This is a genomic window from Xenorhabdus aichiensis (genome assembly GCF_028598775.1).
Lineage (GTDB): Bacteria > Pseudomonadota > Gammaproteobacteria > Enterobacterales > Enterobacteriaceae > Xenorhabdus > Xenorhabdus bovienii.
Genome location: NZ_JAQRFO010000028.1, coordinates 1 through 23,194 on the forward strand (window position 1 = coordinate 1; position 23,194 = coordinate 23,194).

Sequence of the window (23,194 nt, forward strand, 5' to 3'; positions counted from 1 at the left end):
ATAATAAATAATAAATAATAAATAATAGCTAAATTAGACTAATAAGTACAATTTTTCAGAAGGGCGGTCAGTCTCTATAATAAGCATCTTTCTCGCCAAAGGAATAAGTGACCTTCATACTCATTAGGTGAAATGACCGTTGTATTGATTGGCACATGGTTGGATACCAATGTCATTGCGGATACGTCTTTCCCTTTACGGAAATATTTGGTTGAGTACCTAATTTTTAGTATATTGATACGACAGACCACCCAGATTTCAAACACAAACCACTACACTTATCTGAATCCTCATATTAAACTATAGCTTACCCATTGACTATACAACAAATCATATTACTAAATGACATATAAGGAACCACTTTATGAAAAATGAAAGAAGGAATTTTCTGAAACAGGCGGGGGTTACTGGTGCAGTATTTTCATTATTACCTCTACTTCCAGCAGGAGCTCTCGCCTCTTCACCTAGTCAATTAAAGAAAGAGGATGGTATTGGTATCGGCGTTTGCGAAATGACCCCAGAGGAAATGTCAGGTCCATATTTTATAAATAACAAACTGCTGAGAAGGAATATCACAGAGGATGAACAAGGAATACCTCTTTTATTGACAATGAAAGTCACTGATTCTGTAACCTGTAAACCTTTAGATGATATCCTTATTGATATATGGCATTGTAATGCAATGGGAAAGTATTCAGGTTGGAAATACATAAACCCAGATCTCGAGGCTCCATCTGATAATATAGGGACGATTTCAAGAACGGATGAAAGCACATTTCTTCGTGGGGCACAAAGGACAGACAAAGAAGGCATAGTCAGATTCACCACGATTTTCCCTGGATTTTATGCCGGAAGAGCTATACATATCCATTTATCAGCAAGGAGTGCGAATGTACAAAAAAGACAGGAAGATAAATTCTATTTTGTAGGCCAACTCTATTTCCCTGAGGATATATCTAAAGAAGTCATGATTAATGATATGTATTCTCCAAGGGAGATTAATAGGCTTAAAAATGAAGATGATTCTATCTTTTCTGGAGTTAAAAATAGAGCTGCAATTTTGACAGTAAAAAAAATAGGTGATAATCCATTGGATGGATTACATGGAAAGATAGTTTTATCTATTAATAAAGACCATGTGTCCAAGAAAATAACCCCTAAAGACTTGGCTAAATACACAGTGTAGGTCAATCTAATTTAGAGAAAATCCTCCATAACCGGGATTTTAGATCCAACAGGATAAAAATAGACTATAAGCGGTATCGAAAAAAGATTTTATGCTCTAAAAATAGTAAAAATTCGATACTTAGAACCGCTTTTGAGGCCGAAAAACAGAGTCTCATATATATTATCTCAGACCTGATCTGACAGTTGCCGATTATTTATACAGGTATCTGTCAGATTACAAGCTCTGTCGCATTAAGCCCTGTTTGGATAATATGATATTTTTTTATTGGTTGAACTGATGATGTCCCTGACTCGAGAAGCGCTCAAACGCCTGCATTATCCTGTTGATATCATCGCTCAGTGTGTTCGTTGGTATCTGGCCTACGCGCTGAGCCTGCGTAATCTGGAAGAAATTCTAGCTGAGCGTGGGATTGCCGTTGATCATTCCACGCTCTCTTGTTGGTCATGTATTCAATATGTGTATTGTGAATTTTATTGTGTTGAGCCAATTGCTGCTTATAACACTAAAATCACCTTATGATCTTGATCGTAGATAATGCTAGAATCGCCAAGTTCAACATATTAAATACACAACCAAAAAATGAAATTTTAAAAATGACCTGTCAGTCGAAGTCAGAAATCTCACACTTAATGTTTTTATATTAAGATATAAAATGGTGTGTATTCCCAGTCTTTAGCCTCTATTATTTGACCACTTTGCGGCTTTATAAGTTTAACCTTGAGATCATGGTCGATAAATATATTAACAGCATGAACTCTTTCTTCAAAAATCCCGAATATTACCCCAATTGCATACCCAAATTTTTCATTATTTGAATAGGCTTCTTTGGAGGCCTGTGCTTTGTATACAAAACTAAAATCATCACAATCAAAAGAATTTTTTCTATATTTGAAATTTTCCAGCCCTGATTCTTTGTATATTTTCTTTACTTTTTCGTCTGAAACTAATTTGTAGAATGGATCCAGAATCCTAAACGTAAATAACCTTAATTTGATATCCGGCCAGGTTTTTTTAACTAAGGGCTGTATAAGTTTTTCCTTAATAAAATCAGCATGCAGAGTAAATAAGCTGTATTTTTTATGATTTGCAGTTAGCAAAGACCGCGACTCATCATGGGAATGACTGTACAAAAACATTTCTGTTCCCTGATTATTCCAAACGAGCCTATATTGCTTTAACCCCTTTTCTGTTTTGACATACTCTTTGTTGAATGATATTCGCCTATCATCTATGCTGGGATTACGAGTATGCCAGTATAATTTAGTTGAAGTGAGGTCTATAGAATTGTCATAGGCATACATGACGTACTTCTTATCGTTGTATTCACCTATCATCTTTATTGAGTTTTCCGGAATTTTTTTATCCCGCAGTTGTAGCATGATAAAGTTAGCAGAATAATCTTCCGATCCCATAAAGGCAGGTTTTTCATCAGCCTCAAAATAAAGATCCTCCTTGTCTTTATCATCGATACAGAGTGTACGTCCATGTGTGTCTTTAATGAAATAGGAAGCGTGAGGGGATGTATCGTCTTCGAGAGATTCAGCGTCATCTATCAAGATAACATCAGACCCATTTGGGGAAAGGGTAATGGGGTTTTCACCATGATGAATATTTTCTTCTTCTGAAAGTGTTGATTTATCTGAATCGAATACGCTGTGTGTTTTAATGGCTTTATCTTTCTTTTCCATAATATAGCTGCCTTATTGTTAAATTAAGTACTTGTGTATGGTTTTTAAGTAGTTACGTATAGTTTTCACTGGAAGTTAAAACATAATCAGTCAATAACTGAGGTTATGATGTTGTATATTTATAATTATAGATGAAAACTATAAAATTTCCGGATTAAATGTTTATGTATAGAAAATATTTAATATTGAATAAGCCATCCATTAGAATAGCTTATTTTAAAATTGGAAATAGGGAGGTAAAATTCAATATTCAAAAAATGGATTTTGAGTTTGAAAACTGTCAGTGAATGACGATGTTAATTGTTTTTTCTCAGTAAATTCAATCATAAAACGACTCATAGCAAGACGCCAATTTTGGATTAGCATTATCCATTTTTTAGCGGCGGCATGAATCGCCAGCTAAATCCGGACTGAAGTGATAAAGTTATCATTCAGCCCATATTAAGAAAGTGTGAGGTTGAACACAGGTAAGAATAGCGTTTTGTTGCCAGTGGTTAAATTATCAACGCCGTAAACGCTCCAAACACAGCTACAGGGTATTAACGACGGGCGCTTTTTGGTCGGAAAGCGGCGACTACCGTTTCATCTGTTTCCACATAAGGGCCATCCAACAGTTGGATGCAGTAAGGGACACTAGCAAAAATCCCTGACACCAGCACCTTGCCACTGTCATCTTTCAGGCCTTCCAACGTTTCCGCAATGGCTTTCGGTTGACCGGGTAGGTTGAGGATCAACGCTTGATGACGAATAACGCCTACTTGACGGGATAAAATCGCTGTTGGCACAAATTGAAGGCTGATCTGGCGCATTTGTTCACCAAAGCCGGGCATTTCACGATCTGCAATTGCCAGTGTTGCATCTGGAGTTACATCGCGGCGCGCTGGCCCGGTTCCCCCCGTTGTCAGTACCAAATGGCAGCCCCGCTCATCGACTAATTCACACAGGGTTTGTTCAATCAGGATTTGCTCATCAGGGATCAGACGCGTTTCAACGCTAAAAGGCGTGGTAATCGCTTTTTCCAGCCATGTTTCCAATGCAGGGAGGCCCTTGTCCTGATAGACACCGTTTGAAGCACGATCAGAAACAGACACGAGGCCAATGCGCAGTACATTCATACGAACCTCAATTAACAGAAAAAATGTCGTTCATGGTGAAGTAAAAAAATAAAAGGCGACCTCATTATGTCGCCTTTGTGGAAGAAAAAATAGCGTATCGCTTAAGATTACAGCAGATCAGCGATCATGCTCTCAAGCTTGCCCTGGTCTACGGCAAACTTACGGATACCTTCCGCCAGTTTTTCGGTCGCCATCGCATCCTGATGGTGTTCCCAGTAGAACTCAGCTTCTGTCAATCGAGCTGGACGCGCTTTGATTTCGCCTTCATAACCCAGTTTGCACTCAACTTCACCTGCTGTTTCAGACAGTTCTTTCAGCAGCGCAGGAGAGATAGTCAAACGGTCACAGCCAGCCAGTTCCAGAATTTCGCCGGAATTACGGAAACTTGCGCCCATAACTACCGTGTTATAACCATGTTCTTTGTAGTACTGGTAAATTTCAGCCACAGAGATCACACCCGGATCTTCATGCGGTGTGAATTCTTTCTTATCGCCATTCGCTTTGTACCAGTCAAGGATCCGGCCAACAAACGGAGAAATCAGGTAAACACCCGCTTCCGCACAAGCGCGCGCCTGAGCAAAAGAAAACAGCAGGGTCAGGTTACAGTTGATACCTTCTTTTTCCAGTTGCTCCGCCGCACGGATACCCTGCCATGTAGAAGCCAGTTTGATCAGAATACGGTCATTGCTGATACCCGCTTCGTTGTACAGTTTGATCAAACGTTTTGCTTTCGCTACGCTGGCTTCGGTGTCATAAGAAAGACGCGCATCAACTTCGGTGGAAATGCGGCCAGGGATCAGCTTCAGAATTTCCAGACCAATATTGACTGCCAATTTGTCGCCGGCATCAATAATCTGCTGCTCACGAGAATCACTCTGACCACGCGCCCATTCAATGGCTTCATCAATCAGTTGGCGGTATTCAGGGATTTGAGCTGCGTTCAAAATCAAGGAAGGGTTGGTGGTTGCATCTTGCGGCTGATACAGTTTCATCGCCGCGATATCCCCAGTATCTGCTACGACTGTTGTCAGTTTACGCAGGGAAGTCAGTTTATCGGTCATGTTTAATATCTCATCGTTATACGTAAAATATTGGCACTGTTGCCTCGCCATCCGGTGATAATAACATGGTCAAGCGCTGCTGTAAGGTAGGAAAATCTTATCGCTGTTATTCGCCCTTTTCAGTTTGTTTTTGCTAAAGTTGAGAAAGCCTGCATTATGGGGAAAACGATTCGAAACAAAATCATACCGGAACAAAATCATGCTTATTACTATTTCACCTGCAAAAACACTCGATTATGAAAGTCCACTCGCAACAGAGAAATATAGTCAGCCTGCATTGCTGGAGGAATCCAAGCAATTGATCGATGTCTGCCGAACCTTAACGCCAGCGCAAATCGGTAGTTTGATGGGCATCAGTGATAAGCTGGCCGGCCTGAATGCGGCTCGTTTTGGTGAATGGCAGCCGAATTTCACCCCAGAAAATGCCCGTCAGGCGATCCTCGCCTTTAAAGGTGATGTCTATACCGGTATGCAGGCAGAAACCTTCTCAGACGCCGATTTTGACTTTGCCCAAACGCACTTGCGGATGTTATCCGGCCTGTATGGCGTATTACGCCCTCTCGATCTCATGCAGCCGTATCGGCTGGAAATGGGTATCAGGCTGGAGAACCCGCGTGGCAAGGATTTGTATAAGTTCTGGGGGGATCTCATCACTGAAAATCTGAATGCTGCGCTGGAACAGCAAGGTGATGGTGTGTTGGTCAATCTGGCTTCAGATGAATATTTCAAGTCGGTGAATACTAAAAAGCTAGCGGCTCAAATTATCAAACCAATTTTTCTGGATGAAAAAAATGGCAAGTATAAAGTGATCAGCTTCTATGCCAAGAAAGCGCGTGGGCTGATGAGCCGCTTTATCATTCAGAATCAACTGACTGATCCTGCCCGGCTGGTGGAATTCAATCTGGAAGGGTACGTCTTCGATGAATCGCTCTCCAAAGGCAGTGAGCGGGTATTTAAACGCCCTGAGCAGCATTAATAGCGTATGTCACTCCACCGCCATTCAGGTGGAGTGACAAATACGGCGTTATTTCGGTGCTCTTTCCATTAAGAATTCGCGCAAACTCGCAAAGTCAGCAGGCAGAAAGTGGGATAACAGGGCTAAATCCGCACGCTCTGCCAATTCCTGTGGCAATGGCAGCGGCTGGCCGAGGATCGCTTCAACACTTTCTTTGAATTTGGCCGGGTGAGCCGTTCCCAAGAACAGGCCATATTCTCCTGCCTGTAATTGATCACGCAGTACACGATAGGCAACGGCGGCATGGGGTTCGGAAATATAGCCTTTGGCGGCCAGTTCTTGCATCGTGGCCTGAGTGGTATTGTCATCCACCACACCATTGGCTAATTCACTGAGTGACCAACCTTTGCGCTGGAACAATTCTTCAATGCGCGGCCAGTTATTTGGCTGGCTGACATCCATCGCATTCGAAAGAGTCGCAACGGTCTGATGTGGCTGCCACGCTCCTTCAGCCAGATAACGGGGAACGGTGTCATTGACATTCGTGGCAGCAATAAAACGTTTTACTGGCAGCCCCAACGATTTCGCCAGCAACCCCGCCGTTAAGTTACCGAAGTTGCCACTTGGTACGGAAATTACCAACTGTTCACGCTTTTCTGCCGGGATCTGGGCAACAGCTTCAAAGTAGTAGCAGATTTGCGCCAATAAGCGACTGATATTAATTGAGTTGGCAGAGTTGAGATACAGTGCACGTTTCAGTTCTTCATTATCAAAAGCCTGTTTTACCAACGCCTGACAAGCATCGAAATCGCCCTTGATAGCGACGGTGTGGATATTGCCCCCCAGTGTGCAGAACAGTTTTTCCTGCAATGGGCTGATTTTTCCTTCTGGATAGAGGATCACCACCTGTACGTTGCCTAAACCATAGAAGGCATGAGCAACCGCCGCCCCGGTATCACCGGAAGTCGCAGTCAAAATAGTAACCGGCTGTTCTCCCGCGATTTGTGCGAGGATTTGCGCCATGAAACGACCACCAAAATCTTTGAAAGCCAGTGTCGGTCCATGATACAGCTCCAGCGAAGCGATATCGTCTTCGACGCCCGTCACCGGGGCAGGAAAGGCAAAAGCATTTTTGACACGAGCCACCAATTGTTCTGCGGGAATTTCATCACCAATAAAGGCGGAGAGAATTCGCTGGCTACGGCTGACAAAATCCAGTTTCAATAATTCGTCGATTTCGTCACGACTGAATTCAGGTAAGTCCTGCGGAAAAAACAGCCCCTGCTGTCTGCCCAATCCCTGTTTGACCGCCTGTGAAAAGCTGACCTGCTCGCTACTGTCTTTTAAATTATATAGTTTCATCGTTACCCTACCTGTCGTGCGCCTGCGAGATCCAGACGGCAAATATGCACAAAACCTTCATCATTCTGTACGTAATGTTGTTGCAGCCACTGTGCGACTTCTTTCGCTACAGCCATGTCATTGCAGATCGCAAATAATGTCGGCCCAGAACCCGAAATACTGCACGCCAGAGCACCCCGTTTCTTTACTCCATCACGCGCGTTGGCAAATCCGGGTAAGAGTTGTGTGCGATAAGGTTCAGCAACAACATCTTTCATCAATTTAGCCGCTAGTTCGGATTGCTGGGTATGGCAGGCGTGAATAAATCCCGCAAAATAACGACCGTGATTAATCATATCCCCACGGGTGTAATTTGCCGGCAGAATGGCACGGGCTTCTGATGTCGAAACTTTGATACCGGGGTAAGCCATCACCCACAACCAATCATCAAAAGTAGGAACCGACTGACAAACAGCATTTTCCTGCGCAAGGAGCAGTTGCAATCCCCCTAAGTAGCACGGCGCAACATTATCATAGTGCACACCGCCGGAAACACGCCCCTCTAACTCGCCCATCATGTCCAGCAATTGGATGCTGTCAAATGGACAGCCAGCATACTCATTCAATGCCACCAGAGCAGCAACTACCGAGCAGGCGCTGGAACCCAGCCCTGAACCAATCGGCATGTTTTTTTCCAGTGTCATGGCAACAGGCAGCTCTTTTCCCAGACGCTGGCAAAAAAGCTGCCAGCATTGGTAAACAATGTTGTGTTTGGGATCAGCAGGCAATTTGCCGGCAAACTGCCCTTCATTACTTAAACTGAAACGTTCAGCTTCACAGACAGAGACGCAATCTCCAAGCAACGAGCCATCAACAGGAGAAACCGCTGCGCCGAGCACATCAAACCCAACGCCAACGTTCCCGATAGAGGCGGGTGCATAAATCCTGACCACCATTAAACCCCCAATTTCCATGACAGAGTACGTAATATATCAGCAAAAACCCCGGCGGCTGTGACATCATTCCCAGCACCGTAGCCACGTAGCACCAGCGGAATGGGTTGATAATAACGGGTATAGAAAGCCAGTGCGTTTTCGCCATTTTTGACCTTATAAAGCGGATCGTTGCCATCAACTGCGGCAATTCTCACCCTACAACGGCCTTGTTCAATGATGCCAACATAACGCAGAACTTTCCCCTGTTCTGCGGCATCAGCAACACGATGAGTGAATTCTTGATCCAGTTGTGGCAAACGTTGCAGAAAGCTACCAACATCACCGCTGGCATCAAACGCGGCCGGCAAGACTGGCTCTACGTGAATATCCTCCAATTCCAGTTCATAGCCAGATTCACGAGCAAGAATTAATAGCTTGCGGGCAACATCCATACCGGAGAGATCATCCCGTGGATCAGGTTCGGTAAAGCCTTTTTCTTTTGCTAGCAGAGTCGCTTGTGAAAGCGTCATGCCTTCATCCAACATGCCGAAGATATAGGACAACGAGCCGGACAGAATGCCGTTGAACTGCACCAGTTCATCCCCCGCATTGAGCAGATTTTGCAAGTTTTCGATAACCGGCAATCCTGCGCCTACGTTGGTGTCATACAGAAATTTCCGCTTCGATTTTTCGGCTGCCTGACGAATTTGACGATAGTAGGCCATCGACAGCGTATTAGCCTTTTTATTCGGGGTCACGATATTGAAACCATCGCCTAAAAAGCTGGCATACTGCTCCGCAATTGACTGATTCGAAGTACAGTCCACAATGACCGGATTCAGGAGATGATATTCTTTTTCAAGACGGATAAGGCGACTCAAACTGAAAGGCTCGGTCGCTTCTGATAGCGACTGTTGCCAGTTATCCAGACCGATGCCCTGCATATCCGTCAACATCGCCCGCGAATTGGCAATGCCACACACTCGCAGATCAATGTGTTTTTGTTTGAGCCATGACTGCTGGCGACGGATCTGTTCAATCAATGCGCTACCCACTCCACCCACTCCCACCACGAAGACTTCAACCACTTGAGCGGTGTTGAACAACATTTGGTGGCAGAGCCTAACCGCAGTGGTAGCGGTATCATTGTCAATCACAGCCGAAATGGAACGTTCAGATGATCCCTGTGCAATGGCGATGATGTTAATATTGGCGCGGGTCAGTGCGGAGAAGAACCGGGCAGAGATACCTCGCTGAGTCCGCATTCCATCCCCAACCACAGAGATGATGGCAAGGTTATCGATCACATCAATCGGATCGAGTACACCATCTTTCAGCTCCAGATAAAATTCTTCGGTCAGCGCCTTCTGTGCTTTTGTCAGCTCTTTTTGCGGCACACAGAAACTAATGCTGTACTCCGATGAAGACTGCGTGATCAACACAACAGAAATGCCTTTGCGAGACATAACGGAAAACACCCGCGCCGCCATCCCGACCATACCTTTCATGCCAGGTCCTGAGACGTTGATCATCGCCATACTGTTCAGGTTGGTGATGCCCTTGACAGGCAGATTTTCGTCTTTCTGCCCTTCTCCGATAAAGGTGCCCGGCGCATCGGGATTCGCCGTGTTTTTAATCAGGCAAGGGATCTGAAATTGGGCAATAGGCGCAATTGTCCGCGGATGAAGGACTTTGGCACCGAAATAAGAAAGCTCCATCGCTTCCTGATATGACAAGCTTTTTAGCAGACGCGCATCGGGTACAGCCCTTGGATCGCAAGTATAAACGCCATCTACGTCAGTCCAGATTTCGCAGCAGTCCGCTCGTAGACACGCAGCCAGCACTGCCGCTGAGTAGTCGGAACCATTGCGCCCCAGTACCACCAATTCACCGTTATCGTTACCCGCAGTAAAACCCGCCATCAGAATGATATGCTCAGCCGGGATGTTCAGCGCAGCAATGCGTTTGGACGATTCGTGAATATCAACGGTAGATTCAAGATAATGCCCGTGAGCAAGCAGGTTTTTGACCGGATCAATGACTGTCACTTTATGACCGCGCGCCTGTAAAACCGCCCCCATAATGGCAATGGACAGTTTTTCACCGCAACAAATCAGAGCCGCATTAATGCTGTCTGGACACTGCTTCAATAGCGAAATTCCATGCAAGGTTTGTTTCAGGTAGGCAAGTTCACGTTCCACAACGCCTTTCAGGTATTCATAATCGAAATTCGGCTGATGTTCTTTTAAGCCCGACAGCAAATCAGCAAAGATTTGGGGCACATCGCTCATGTTAGAAACAATATCCTGCCCTGCAACCGTTTTGTCTATCATCGCCACCAAGTGGTTCGTGATTTTTGCGGGTGCAGAAAGAACCAGGGCCACTTGCCCAAGGGATAGTTCACTTTCGGCGATATCAGCAACACTCAGTATACGCTGGTAATTTGCAACTGAGGTGCCCCCAAATTTCAGTACTCGCATTAGCATTTCTCTCCTGATTTATGTCCAAAAAAAAGCCCGTATCTTGTGGGATACGGGCTTTTTATTATTTTATGTGTACGCGTCAGCCCGCCCCGTAACTCATGGTTCCGGTGGTAATCGTCGTAATGGTTTCTGTAGTAACCTTATTTTTCGGGCTGATATGGCGCATGATTTCCTGTCTGTCTTTTAATTCGTTTGACCCCCTATTGGTTAAAGCAAACTGTGGCCGAAGTCAAATATTTTTGTCATGAAAGCATAAAAAAATGCCATTTTCCGTATTGTAATCATTCAGAATATAGCAAAACGATTACGTCATTATCTGGCCGATAATATCGTTTTATAGAATTTAATGTCATGAAAAACATATTTTGTAATTATTTTGTCTTTATGATAAAAACACGCTCATCTTGACATTAGGGCGTTACTGTTAATCTACCTAAACGTTCTGGCAACACCACATGGTTAACAATATTCTCTCAATTTAATAACATATGACCGAGTTTAAAATTAACAATTACAACGAATGTTAACGTGCTACAATTGATTTTGATATGTATCAACAAAAGTTAGCTTTTTTAGAGGGCAAGTGCATTACTAGCTGTTATATTGCTGTTAATAGACTAATATAGTCCCCTGTTTAAACCCGCTTTTTCGGGTATGCACCCTCAAAAAAGCGATGCTGGCTTCTGGCATAAAATATATCAACAACGTCTATTTTGGACATGAGCTGCGTTTTCTGTAATTCAGAACAAGATCAGCATATTTTCTTTTAATAATAACAGCTTGCGTCATACAGATTCTGTTTTTTTTAGCGATTTTAGGTAGCAACCATGCAAACCCCGCACATTTTGATTGTTGAAGACGAAATTGTCACACGCAATACCCTGAAAAGCATTTTTGAAGCTGAAGGGTATGTCGTTTATGAAGCCACTGATGGCTCAGAAATGCACAACATTCTGTCAGATAACGATATCAACTTAGTGATTATGGATATCAATCTGCCAGGTAAAAATGGGTTACTTCTTGCCCGTGAATTACGTGAGCAGGCAAATGTCGCTCTGATGTTTTTAACAGGGCGTGACAATGAGGTGGATAAGATCCTTGGGCTTGAAATTGGCGCTGATGATTACATCACCAAGCCATTTAACCCACGAGAATTAACCATCCGTGCACGGAATCTGCTTTCCCGGACTATGAACCTGAGTCATTCAGGTGAAGAGCGCCGTCAGGTTGAAAGCTATAAGTTCAATGAATGGGAATTAGATATCAACAGCCGCTCTCTGGTAAGCCCAATGGGAGATCAGTACAAACTGCCACGCAGTGAATTCCGTGCGATGCTCCACTTCTGTGAGAATCCGGGGAAAATCCAAACTCGTGCAGAACTGCTGAAAAAAATGACAGGGCGCGAACTGAAACCTCATGATCGCACCGTTGATGTCACTATCCGTCGTATTCGTAAACACTTCGAATCCACACCAGATACTCCAGAAATCATCGCCACCATTCATGGTGAAGGCTATCGTTTCTGTGGCGATTTAGAAGACTAATCGATACCACCTAAACTACCGCATTTGCAAAAAAGCCCTGAATGTCCTTCGACATCAGGGCTTTTGTTTAATGGGTAACTCACTCTTTCCACGGCATAATCGGCACCGCACTGATCGCATTTTTAGGCGACCCGTCGATGACTTTATCAGAATAAGTTAAATAAATCAGAGAACTACGTTTAGGATCGTAGAAACGAACCACCTGAAGTTTTTTAAACACCAAAGATGTCCGTTTTTGGAAGACAACCTGCCCTTTTTTGGGGGATGTCTTGATTTTGTCGCTCAATTCAATCGGCCCGACCTGCTGGCAGGATATAGCGGCATCAGAAGTATCTTCTGCCAACCCCAATCCGCCTTTGATCCCGCCTGTCTTAGCCCTGCTCAGATAGCAGGTGACATTTTTGACATCAGGATCATCAAAAGCTTCTATCACTATTTTGTTATCAGGGCCGAATAGTTTGAACACGGTATCGACAGAACCGATCTCCTCAGCATGCAGGATAACAGGAGAAAAGATCAGGGCAGCCGCTATCACTATTTTCTTGATTGTTACCATATTTAGTCCACTTGAATTAAATAAATGCAGTGAAAATATCCACTATTCACATATAATGTGAATCAATATCTTTCATGAAATCATTTTCACTACTAATGTATTTATGACGAAAAATCGTGACATTATAGCTGAACAGGCATTCTAAACGAGTAAAAAATGGCCTTCAAATCCATTTCTACTGGTTCACCCACTTTTTGAATGGCATTTACAAAGTACGCCTATTTTGAGAAAGTTTTTATCAGCCTGTTTTATGTTCAACATCCACCAAACTATGTATGTTGGCGAGCGGAAATGGTTGTGAAAATGAACATAGTGATGCCTATTGTTAATGAATTTAACAAGATAACTCTTGACAAATTATCGGTTAAGCCATTAATTTATTCCAAGAAAATTCTTGTTTAATTTAATAAGAAAGTTTTTCCGTAAAAGTGGATATCACATGCTCAGTCTTACACAAAACAAAATTAATCATTCATAGCATCTAGAATTAACAACTTTTACCAGTGAGAATAGGAATAATTTCTGCTCTCCAACCATCAAGAGACATCACAGGCTATGTTTTTTACCTTTTGGGAATGGTAGGGGTTAATTATCGACCAAACTACATAACAGTTGCATTCAGAAAAACGTTTTGGTTTTTCAAAATAGTAAGTTGTTGTACATTTGTATGATTTTCTTTTTGTCTTAATGACTTAGGGAGATGTATGGATCAAACCAACATCATTCGAGATTTGCTGCATTGGATGGATAATAACCTAGATCGTCCACTATCCCTCGATAACGTTGCAGCAAAAGCAGGTTACTCCAAGTGGCACTTACAGCGCATGTTCAAGGACGTCACAAGTCAGGCTATTGGTTCTTATATCCGAGCAAGACGGTTATCCAAAGCCGCAGTTGCATTGCGTTTAACCAGTCGCCCTATTCTGGACATTGCATTGCAATATCGTTTTGATTCTCAACAAACGTTTACTCGGGCCTTCAAAAAACAGTTCAACCGAACGCCTGCTTCCTACCGCCGAAGTGAAGAGTGGTGTGCTACGGGTATTTGCCCACCCATTATGTTGGATAACAAACCGTTGCCAGCACACAAATATGTCACGTTGGAAGATCAGCTGCTTATCGGTACTGAGCATACTTGTTCTTATACGCTGGAGCAGTGGTCAAGTGCCTGCACAGAGATGCGTCACGGTTTCTGGGTGAACTATCTGCAACATGCTAAAACACTTCCCCCCAGGCTGTATGGATTGCACCATTCCGATCTCAGCGCAGAGCATGAAGATGAGCAGACTGTTTTCTATACCACAGCAATAGAACCAGAATATGCCACATTTGATACGCAAGACAACAGGCCTGTTGTTCTACCTGGCGGTGACTATATTTCATTCAGTTATTTTGGGGGCAAAGAACAATTAAAAGAGTTCCTCTTTACCGTTTATGGTATCTGCTTGCCTAAATTAAACATCACTCGCAGGAAGGGATACGATGTCGAGCGATACTACCTTACTAATCTTGAATGGAAAAACCTTGAGGATGAGTCTCAAAGCCACGTTGTGGAATTTGAGTACCTCATCCCAATTGAACGTTAGCCCTGTAATTCATCCAATGCGGGCATATCCAGATGTGTGATATCGCCCGCAGTTTCAACAATCCAGCCCGAAGCCAGCCACGGGCTATCTTGATAATCCACTCTTGAGATAGAGCAGTTTCTTAGCCGCAGGCGGCGCTCCGAGTTGGCAGGAAGCCCCAAGATAGAACTGACCAAACAGACTAATGCCATACCGTGACTCACTAACAACGGGCGGCTGCCTGCTGGCAGGTCAAGGCAACTTTCCAGTGCTGCCCGCATACGAGCTGACAATTCATTCATTGATTCACCTTCTGGGATCTTCCCATTTGGTGTACCATCGACAAGACTTTTACGCCAGGATTCTTCTTCAGGAGTCAGGGAATTCAGTTCACGATTTTCCAGAACACCCATGTTTAACTCCCGCAAACGGGGTTCCAGCAGCACTTCACACCCACAGGCTTTCGCGATGATTTCTGCGGTTTGACGTGTTCGACCAAGGTCACTGGTGATAACATGTGTGATGTTTTGTGATTTTACTCTCTGTGCTACCAAGCGTGCCTGACGCAGGCCAATTTCAGTCAAGGGACTGTCAGTTTGCCCCTGAATACGGCGAGCCACGTTCCATTCGGTTTCGCCATGGCGAACAAGATAGACCTGTAACATATTCATTTTCCGTTATACTGCATCTGAAATAATTCAAAGGATAATTTATTTATTATGTACCACGTTATTGCCGCAACAACTAACCCTGCGAAAATAAAAGCGATTAGCCTTGCATTCGATGATGTTTTTGGCCCCGGCACTTACCGCATAGAAGATGTCAACGTAGACAGCAGCGTCCCCCAACAACCCATTGGCAATACTGAAACCCGTACCGGTGCCCGTCACCGCGTGATGGCTGCCCGCCAGGTTCGGCCAGAAGCCGATTTTTGGGTTGGAGTCGAAGCTGGAATTGAAGATGACATGACGTTTGCCTGGATGGTTATCGAATACAAGCAAATTCGGGGTGAATCGCGCTCCGCCAGTCTGATGCTGCCTGAAAAAGTATTGGAAGGCATTCGTGAAGGACGCGAGCTTGGCCATGAAATGGCTTATTTGACCGGCGTCGATAATATCAAGCAGAAAGGTGGCGCAATCGGCTTTTTTACCAACGGTATTCTGACCCGCACCAGCGTTTATCATCAAGCCCTGATATTGGCTCTCGTTCCTATTCATCATGAAATTTACAAAGAGTTGAATAACCAACCTTAACGGCGTGGCCGTCAGGGGTCATAACAAAATGACCCCGCTTTGGTTATTTTAACCGTTATTATCTTTTAATAATTGTGCTTCCAACCACGCCCTGACAGGAGTAGATGCTGCTTTTAAGCTGTTGGAGCCACGAGTAATTGTCGCTATACCCACACTGAGCTCATTTTTCAACTCACGCTGGCTCATCTGACCACGCATCAATTCCTGAATAATCCGAATCCGAGTTGACAGGGCCGTGCGCTCATCGGGAGTCAATAATAGCTGCAAAATAGGATGTTGCAAATTTTGTTCAAATGCTGACTGTAACAATCCCACAAAAGTGAGCCAGTCATCGCTATCTTCCGGGGTGAGTGCCGGATCAATCAAGTGATTTGGTATCATAATAAACGGCCATACTATTTAACTAGTACGGCAGCATACCATAGTTATATCTAAAATTAATAACGCCTTTGCCATTCTTCGTTAGTCAACGCATTTGAATGTTTTCCCATAAAATGATGGTAATACATATCATAAGCCAGTACGTTTTTGACATAATCGCGTGTTTCCCCGAAAGGAATGCTCTCAATAAAAGCTATCGCGTCAATACGATCAGCACTATTCGCCAACCAGCGATCAACATTTCTGGGGCCAGCATTATAAGCCGCACTGGCAAGAACGCGGTTATTGCCAAAACGCTGGTAAACCGAGTCCAGATAAGCTGTACCCACTTTGATGTTCATCACAGGCTCCATTAATTGACTGCTGCTGGAATAGCCCTGAATCTTCTGCTCCTTCACGGTATGCTCTGCGGTTTTTGGCATGATCTGCATCAATCCACTGGCTCCCTTTCCAGAACGAGCCTGGGGATTCCATGCACTTTCCCGTCGGGCAATCGCCATCGCATAACTTTGTGAAATATTTTTATCGGCAGTAAAATTCGCAAATTCATTCTGCCATGCCAGAGGGAAACGCTCCTCAAGATGATCCCACATATTACCCGTAATGGTAGCCTGCACGCTGAGTTCTGGCCAATGCTGTTCAAAAGCGTAACGCGCCAACTGTTGCTGCTTTAACGGACTTTGTGAAGAAACAAAGTTATCCCACTCTGAGTTCGCCAGATTATCCATACGCCAATATATCAACTCATGGATACGCTTTATTTCCTGCATTTTTGCAATCGAATCATCTGGTTTTTCTGCTCTACCAATCATCAATGGATAAGTGATATTCAATTTCTGCGCAGCCACCATTGAATAAAAGCCACGCTTTTCCCTAAGGTTGTGCAATATTGCTTCGCCGTCTGCTTGCTCACCTTCATTAAGCAAGACAATGGCACTCCAGTATTGCCACTCTTCTTTTTTTTGCAGAATACTTTTAGGAAGCAACGACAGCCACTGTGCCAGCCCTTTTTCATCGCCATCTTGCAGTGTCAAACGGACGCGTCGCTCAAGCAGATTGGTAGATTGTGAATCTCGTATAGCGTCATCCCGCCATTTCGCCTGCTCTGGTGTGACATTGCTCATCAAATTCCATGCCACTGCATCTTTTAACAGTTGATGCTCAGAGTCATTCATTTTCTGCGCCCGAACAATGGCCGGAATACTGTGTCTGGCAAGTTCTGCGTCTTTACGGGCAAAGCGAGAAAAAGTCGTCATGACAACGGAGCGGGTAAAATCTGTTGGTGTGAGCGCTTGGGCAAAATGTTCAACGAAGGCAGGATCATTTTGCAATTTCAGTAAATTCTCACTCAAGCTCCGATAGCTCAAAGGCAAACGCTTAATAAGATAATTAACCAATTGAGTGTTATTTGATTTAATCGCCAATTCCATTCGCTGAAAAATTAAATTTGCAGATAAATACCCAGCCTGTTCCGAGACATCAAACAGCTTATCGCAACTGCCGGGCAATGTGTTGCCACTCAACCACAGTTCTTGGGCACCTTTCCATGCTACTTGCTGTTTTCCAGTAGCCCATTTAGCAAAGTAATAATTGCAGCGCGTCATAACAGCTCTTGGTGCATTTGGACTGAATGCCAAAATACCAGACCAGTCTCCATGGCTTGCCAGCGAATTGATATATTTGGATGTCAGAGAACGCGCCGGTGGTAAAGTCGGATAAGTATCAATAAAGTGGCGGATTTGCTGAGGCGTGGCGATATCCAAATCTTGAGTTAACTGGCGATATTCGAGATAAGGATATAGGGGATAATCTTTCAGCGTTGGCATCAATCGTTCAACTTCCGCCATATTTTTCGCCTCCCACGCCAGCTTTACCGCTTGATATCGCTCACGTTGGGCGTCCAAAGAATCCGCATGTGCTGCCCCAGCAACAAAAACCAGACCCACAGCCATCGTAAAATGCCGCCATTTATTCATTGCTACATGCTCCTCCAAAGGACTAAACGGATAACCACCAATACAAAAATGCTATTCAATTATAATCATATTATTGACATGATTGATTACAACAGTGAATTCATAACGATAAGATTTTTATGAAAGTGTCGTTTAGAAGAACACACATAATCTCATTTGTATTCCGTCCCACAGTGAATACAATCGTCAGACAGGAACGGGGATCCCTCTCATAAACACACGTTCCGCACAGATGGTTTTTACCGTTTGCGGTAATTGGATGCTTGAACTCGTGCTAATCAGGTAGCAACACGATACGTAAAATTTAGGGTAAAATGCGCCCTCCAAGCCCCATAAACGCAAACGAATTTCAAAATTCCCTTATTAATAAAAGGTAAATTACATTGGCTCAATATGTTTATAGTATGCACAGGGTTGGTAAAATTGTTCCCCCCAAAAGGCATATTCTGAAAAATATTTCTCTGAGTTTTTTCCCTGGAGCAAAAATTGGTGTTCTCGGCCTCAATGGTGCGGGTAAATCGACCTTACTGCGCATCATGGCGGGTATCGATAACGATATTGAAGGAGAAGCTCGTCCACAACCCGGCATTAAAATTGGTTATCTGCCGCAGGAACCAAAGCTCAACCTTGAACATACCGTTCGCGAAGCTGTGGAAGAAGCAGTCGGCGAAGTCAAAAATGCGCTGACGCGTCTTGATGAAGTCTATGCTGCTTACGCCGATCCTGATGCAGATTTTGACAAGCTGGCAAAAGAGCAAGGTCAACTGGAAGCGATTATCCAATCCCATGACGGGCATAATCTGGATAACCAACTGGAGCGAGCGGCTGATGCCCTGCGCCTGCCTGCATGGGATGCCAAGATTGAACATCTGTCAGGAGGTGAACGTCGCCGAGTCGCGATTTGCCGCTTGCTGCTGGAAAAGCCAGACATGCTGCTGCTCGACGAACCCACCAACCACCTTGATGCCGAATCTGTCGCATGGCTGGAGCGCTTCCTGCACGATTATGAAGGCACCGTCGTTGCTATTACCCATGACCGTTATTTCCTCGATAACGTTGCTGGCTGGATTTTGGAACTGGACCGTGGCGAAGGCATTCCATGGGAAGGCAACTACTCTTCATGGCTGGAACAAAAAGACGCACGTCTGGCACAAGAAGCCTCCTCAGAAGCTGCTCGCCGCAAATCCATTGAAAAAGAACTTGAATGGATACGCCAAAATCCGAAAGGACGTCAGGCAAAAGGTAAAGCGCGTCTGGCTCGCTTTGAAGAACTCAATAACGTTGATTACCAGAAACGTAATGAAACCAGTGAATTATTTATCCCACCAGGCCCACGTCTGGGTGATAAAGTGCTGGAAGTGACCAACCTGACCAAATCTTATGGCGATCGGGTTTTAATCGACAACCTGAACTTCTCTCTGCCAAAAGGGGCGATTGTTGGGATCATCGGCCCGAACGGTGCAGGTAAATCAACCCTGTTCCGTATGCTGTCCGGTCAAGAGCAACCTGATTCTGGTACAGTCTCTCTGGGTGAAACCGTTACGCTAGCTTCCGTTGAACAGTTCCGCGATAGCATGGATGATAAGAAAACCGTTTGGGAAGAGGTTTCCGGTGGTCAGGACATCATGCGGATCGGCAACTTTGAAATTCCAAGCCGTGCCTATGTTGGCCGCTTTAACTTCAAGGGCGTAGATCAAGGCAAACGTGTCGGCGAATTGTCTGGTGGTGAACGTGGCCGTCTGCATTTAGCCAAACTGCTGCAAGTTGGCGGCAACATGCTGCTACTTGACGAACCCACCAATGATCTGGATATCGAAACTCTGCGAGCACTGGAAAACGCCCTGTTGGAATTCCCGGGCTGTGCGATGGTTATTTCCCATGACCGCTGGTTCCTTGACCGTATTGCGACACACATCATTGATTATCAAGATGAAGGTAAAGTCGCTTTCTTTGAAGGAAACTTCAGCGAATACGAAGATTATAAAAAGCGGACAATGGGGGCTGCTGCACTGGAGCCACACCGCATTAAATATAAAAAAATCAGTAAATAAACCTGATAGCGAAAACGGCCTGATATCAGGCCGTTTTTCCGAGTTGACTTATCCCCTTCATCTTTCAAATTGCTGCTTTGTTGGCTGCAACTTGAAGTTTATTGGGATATAACGACTACACCATCACTCTTTTTTCTTGAAAGGATTCATAAGTCTTAACGACCTTCCCCCTTTCTAACGTAATCATGCTATCAGCGTATTGAACCAGACGGTTATCTTGAGAAGCAATCACAACCGTGCCTTTTTGTTCGTGCGCAATAAATTTAAAGATATCGACGAACATCTGAAACTCCTTATGACCCAAGTTACGTGTCGGATCATCGGCAAATAGATATTCAGGTCTTCTGACTATCGCTCTTGCCATCGCAGCCAGCTGTTTTTCGTTCTCAGATAGCTCGCCAGGGTAATAACGGCTCTTATGACCCAATTTGACAATATCCAATGATTTCTGCGCGATTTTTGTCGCTTGCTCACTAGAAAGAGTTAATCCATAAGAAGTTGATAATAACAAGTTATCTAAGAGCGTCAGTTTATTGGATAAATTAAAGTCATGAAAAATAAACCCGCTACTTTCAGAGTGAAACTTTCCTAATTCGATATCATTCATTAGTTTCAACTTGTTATTATTAATTAATACATCTCCTTGATCTGGTTGTAACATACCCGACGCAATCGATAGCAATGTGCTATTGGTCGATGCTTTCGGTCCTGTTATCAAAGTAATTTCACCTGGTATAATAGAAAATGTGATATCTGAAATCATTTCATGATTAACTGAATTGTCAGTCAAACCATATGAAATATTGATAACCTCAATCGATTTAAATTGATTTAAGTTCATATTCTCAACACAATTAGGTTAAAAGATTAAAGCTTTTTCCTTAACATATGCTGCCTAGATTCATTTGTGATACTACTAATGTCTATTAAACATTGTACAAATAAAAATAGTTTATATGTGAAACATCCTGATAAGGATATACTCATATTATGTCAATTATTATTTACAATGAGCATATAATAAATAAGATATTTCCTAATCTTAGAATAAAAATTTAACAATATTAATTAATTATGCATAAGGCAAATACAAGCCAAATAAAAATAGCATAAGTTTTTCTATTTTTATTCCATTTAGATAATAAGGAAAAAAATCATCATGGTTACTTCAGTAGTTTAATATTTTCTTTACATTACCTCCACTTTTGGTAAAACACCTAATATATCTGTGGGTTTGTTAATAACTAATAAATTTTATATAAATAAATCAATAGGTCTGTTCATTAAATGACTTATTTCTCTACAATTCAAGTCAAAACGATAGAATTCAAGCATCAAAAAATATTATTATCACAATTTATTTTATTACCATTGTAAAAATAACCACAAGAAACATTCAATTAAAGTTAGTTAAGAATAAAAAACAATAATGCTAAGAATCACTGTGGAAAATAGATTACCATGAATTAATTATGATAATAATATAAATTAAATCTATTTTTATATATAAAAGTTAGTTACGCCATTAACATGTGTTGAACTAACTCAACACAGCGCAGAAAACGTTGATCATAGTCTGCTGAGTTGACACAAACATAATCGACGTTATTTTTCTTTAGCAAACTCTCAAGTAACTGCTGAAACTCTTTACGTTCCCGTTCACTACCTAAACTTCTTAGCCCATCAGCCACCCACGGTGTGTTGTTTTCTAACAGAATGACCAGATCAAATCGATATTCATCAATCATCGCCTGTACAAAAGGATGCTCTTTTCCTTCATAACGCTTGCAAAATGCCTGTGTCGTCACAAAATCAGTGTCAATAAAAGCAACTTTATTGGCATATTTAACTGAAAAATCAATATATTGTGCATGTCCCAATGCAATTTTATCGTAATCTGAGTATTGCAGGGCCATTTCATCCCCTCCCAAGTGGGAGAACACGTATTCTCGCCCATATTCCCATACGCTGGTGGTGTTAAACATATTGGCTAACTTGTTCACCAGTGTGGATTTACCACTCGACTCACCACCCAGAATTGCGACGGTGCGCACAAAAAATGGCTTCACTTCTGTTGGAATATATTCCCAATAGCGGAAAGGTGCCTGCCGTATCTGGCTGCCGCTGATATTCATGAATGAACGTTGTGGATCAATAAGAATGGTTTCAATATCGAAATATTCTTTATAACGTGCTACATCCTGCGCTTCACTGGAATAGATATATTCAGGATTGATGCTCTTTTCTGCCATGAATGCCTTCACTCCCCGGCTCCATATTTCCCAGCCATTCGGATAAGGCTCCATGCCATGTTCATCAAAAGCGTGAATGTGGATACTTTTTTGATATTTGAACGTTTGTAAAAGCCATCTCAGGCGGTCACTGACTGTGGGTTGCTGAGACATAGAACTGTTGATGAACAATTCACGATCCCGCAATTCGTCATAACAGAGGACGACGTGCAATTCATCAACCTGACTGGATGCTCGCTGGATCAAATAAATATGCCCAGTATGCAACGGATAAAATTTACCAAACACCACACCGACTGTTTTCTTTTCCATGGGATACGCTAATCCTAAATATTGATGAATAGATGCCAGTTTCTGCGCACTCGGACTCTTTATTTTGCCATTAATAAGTTGACTCAAATAGCCTTTTGTCATTCCACAGGCATCAGCCACTTGCTGCAATGTGTAACTCGCTTGTTTAATAGCTTCTTTCAAGTAGTCAAATTGCCCCATAAAACCCCCTATGTTTAGTATACTAAACAAAATAACACGCTTGTTGTGAAAGGTAAAAATAAAATTGGTTGTTTATTGATATTTTGGAATGAAATCTTGTTATCCTAACCATTAATAGCATTTAAAATTAAATAATTTTAGATATTCATAAAATAAAACAAACCAATATTAAATTATTAGTTTAGGTGAAAAGTTAATTAAAGAGCTCATTATTGAGTGCAATAAGTGAAATTTCGCTGAATCACAATGAAATTTATGCCGTTATTTTCTGAATTAAATTCCACTGTAATTCCAAAGGGTATTTATTATAAATAAATAATTTAATTCGATAAGAGTAGGAAAATTTGAGCAGTATAA

At 42.9% G+C, this 23,194-nt stretch carries 18 protein-coding genes, 2 pseudogenes and 1 other annotated feature; of the genes and pseudogenes, 7 read left to right on the top strand and 13 right to left on the bottom strand.

Translation table 11 applies throughout. From position 1 onward, the window contains the following. Positions 1-107: 107 nt before the first annotated feature. Positions 108-245 (bottom strand): annotated as a pseudogene (locus PSI22_RS21520) (Tn3 family transposase); the annotation flags it as partial. Between the two features lie 119 nt (positions 246-364). Here PSI22_RS21520 and PSI22_RS13125 point away from each other — a divergent pair. Both PSI22_RS13125 and PSI22_RS13130 read left to right on the top strand, forming a co-directional pair. Next, a complete protein-coding gene (locus PSI22_RS13125; RefSeq protein WP_273580138.1) occupies positions 365-1,186 on the top strand; it encodes an intradiol ring-cleavage dioxygenase in 822 nt (273 codons plus the stop codon). A 282-nt stretch (positions 1,187-1,468) separates the two neighbouring features. Continuing rightward, positions 1,469-1,630: pseudogene (locus PSI22_RS13130) on the top strand (IS6 family transposase); the annotation flags it as partial. 194 nt (positions 1,631-1,824) lie between these two features. On the opposite strand, the gene PSI22_RS13135 reads toward PSI22_RS13130, so the two are convergent. The 3 genes from PSI22_RS13135 to tal form a co-directional block, all read right to left on the bottom strand. Then, entirely contained in the window at positions 1,825-2,877 is a 1,053-nt protein-coding gene (locus tag PSI22_RS13135) for a lectin MOA-related protein (RefSeq protein ID WP_273580139.1), read from the bottom strand. Between the two features lie 539 nt (positions 2,878-3,416). After that, on the bottom strand, positions 3,417-3,992 hold the full coding sequence (gene mog, locus PSI22_RS13145) for a molybdopterin adenylyltransferase (protein WP_038198011.1): 576 nt from the start codon (positions 3,990-3,992) through the stop codon (positions 3,417-3,419). 107 nt (positions 3,993-4,099) lie between these two features. Beyond that, the gene (tal, locus tag PSI22_RS13150) at positions 4,100-5,053 is read right to left on the bottom strand and encodes a transaldolase (protein WP_273580140.1); all 954 of its coding nucleotides are present in this window, start codon (positions 5,051-5,053) and stop codon (positions 4,100-4,102) included. A 199-nt stretch (positions 5,054-5,252) separates the two neighbouring features. On the opposite strand from tal, the gene yaaA reads away from it, so the two are divergent. After that, positions 5,253-6,029 carry a peroxide stress protein YaaA gene (gene yaaA / locus PSI22_RS13155; RefSeq protein WP_273580141.1) on the top strand — a complete coding sequence of 259 codons (777 nt, stop codon included), beginning with the start codon at positions 5,253-5,255 and terminating at the stop codon, positions 6,027-6,029. 48 nt (positions 6,030-6,077) lie between these two features. On the opposite strand, the gene thrC is transcribed toward yaaA, so the two are convergent. Genes thrC through thrA form a run of 3 tightly spaced genes read right to left on the bottom strand, consistent with a single transcriptional unit; the run spans position 6,078 to position 10,764 of the window. Further along, positions 6,078-7,370, bottom strand: a complete 1,293-nt coding sequence (gene thrC, locus PSI22_RS13160; protein ID WP_273580142.1) for a threonine synthase — start codon at positions 7,368-7,370, stop codon at positions 6,078-6,080. A gap of 2 nt (positions 7,371-7,372) precedes the next feature. Next, complete coding sequence (thrB, locus tag PSI22_RS13165; RefSeq protein WP_503016473.1) at positions 7,373-8,302, bottom strand: homoserine kinase; 930 nt, start codon at positions 8,300-8,302, stop codon at positions 7,373-7,375. A gap of 2 nt (positions 8,303-8,304) precedes the next feature. Then, entirely contained in the window at positions 8,305-10,764 is a 2,460-nt protein-coding gene (gene thrA / locus PSI22_RS13170; protein ID WP_273580144.1) for a bifunctional aspartate kinase/homoserine dehydrogenase I, read from the bottom strand. A 25-nt stretch (positions 10,765-10,789) separates the two neighbouring features. Further along, positions 10,790-10,909, bottom strand: a sequence feature (Thr leader region). 685 nt (positions 10,910-11,594) lie between these two features. On the opposite strand from thrA, the gene arcA reads away from it, so the two are divergent. Further along, a complete protein-coding gene (arcA, locus tag PSI22_RS13175; protein ID WP_038184006.1) occupies positions 11,595-12,311 on the top strand; it encodes a two-component system response regulator ArcA in 717 nt (238 codons plus the stop codon). 79 nt (positions 12,312-12,390) lie between these two features. Here the strand turns inward: arcA and creA are convergent, their stop codons facing one another. Then, the gene (gene creA, locus PSI22_RS13180; RefSeq protein WP_080717992.1) at positions 12,391-12,867 is read right to left on the bottom strand and encodes a protein CreA; all 477 of its coding nucleotides are present in this window, start codon (positions 12,865-12,867) and stop codon (positions 12,391-12,393) included. Between the two features lie 704 nt (positions 12,868-13,571). Here creA and robA point away from each other — a divergent pair. Beyond that, entirely contained in the window at positions 13,572-14,453 is an 882-nt protein-coding gene (gene robA / locus PSI22_RS13185) for an MDR efflux pump AcrAB transcriptional activator RobA (protein WP_273580145.1), read from the top strand. Here robA and gpmB read toward each other — a convergent pair. Further along, a complete protein-coding gene (gene gpmB / locus PSI22_RS13190; RefSeq protein ID WP_273580146.1) occupies positions 14,450-15,097 on the bottom strand; it encodes a 2,3-diphosphoglycerate-dependent phosphoglycerate mutase GpmB in 648 nt (215 codons plus the stop codon). The two genes, robA and gpmB, sit on opposite strands and share 4 nt — an antisense overlap. Positions 15,098-15,151: 54 nt before the next feature. Here gpmB and yjjX point away from each other — a divergent pair, with 54 nt between their 5' ends. Beyond that, positions 15,152-15,685, top strand: a complete 534-nt coding sequence (gene yjjX / locus PSI22_RS13195; RefSeq protein ID WP_038184016.1) for an inosine/xanthosine triphosphatase — start codon at positions 15,152-15,154, stop codon at positions 15,683-15,685. A gap of 48 nt (positions 15,686-15,733) precedes the next feature. On the opposite strand, the gene trpR is transcribed toward yjjX, so the two are convergent. Continuing rightward, complete coding sequence (trpR, locus tag PSI22_RS13200) at positions 15,734-16,066, bottom strand: trp operon repressor (protein ID WP_273580147.1); 333 nt, start codon at positions 16,064-16,066, stop codon at positions 15,734-15,736. Positions 16,067-16,122: 56 nt separating this feature from the next. After that, positions 16,123-18,042, bottom strand: coding sequence for a murein transglycosylase (sltY, locus tag PSI22_RS13205; protein WP_273580148.1), 1,920 nt, complete (start codon positions 18,040-18,042; stop codon positions 16,123-16,125). A 383-nt stretch (positions 18,043-18,425) separates the two neighbouring features. On the opposite strand from sltY, the gene ettA reads away from it, so the two are divergent. Then, entirely contained in the window at positions 18,426-20,093 is a 1,668-nt protein-coding gene (gene ettA, locus PSI22_RS13210) for an energy-dependent translational throttle protein EttA (RefSeq protein WP_273580149.1), read from the top strand. A 115-nt stretch (positions 20,094-20,208) separates the two neighbouring features. On the opposite strand, the gene PSI22_RS13215 is transcribed toward ettA, so the two are convergent. Together PSI22_RS13215 and nadR are read right to left on the bottom strand one after the other, a co-directional pair. Next, positions 20,209-20,934 carry an ATP-binding cassette domain-containing protein gene (locus PSI22_RS13215; protein ID WP_238097820.1) on the bottom strand — a complete coding sequence of 242 codons (726 nt, stop codon included), beginning with the start codon at positions 20,932-20,934 and terminating at the stop codon, positions 20,209-20,211. A gap of 676 nt (positions 20,935-21,610) precedes the next feature. Beyond that, complete coding sequence (nadR, locus tag PSI22_RS13220) at positions 21,611-22,837, bottom strand: multifunctional transcriptional regulator/nicotinamide-nucleotide adenylyltransferase/ribosylnicotinamide kinase NadR (RefSeq protein WP_273580150.1); 1,227 nt, start codon at positions 22,835-22,837, stop codon at positions 21,611-21,613. Positions 22,838-23,194 lie beyond the last annotated feature (357 nt).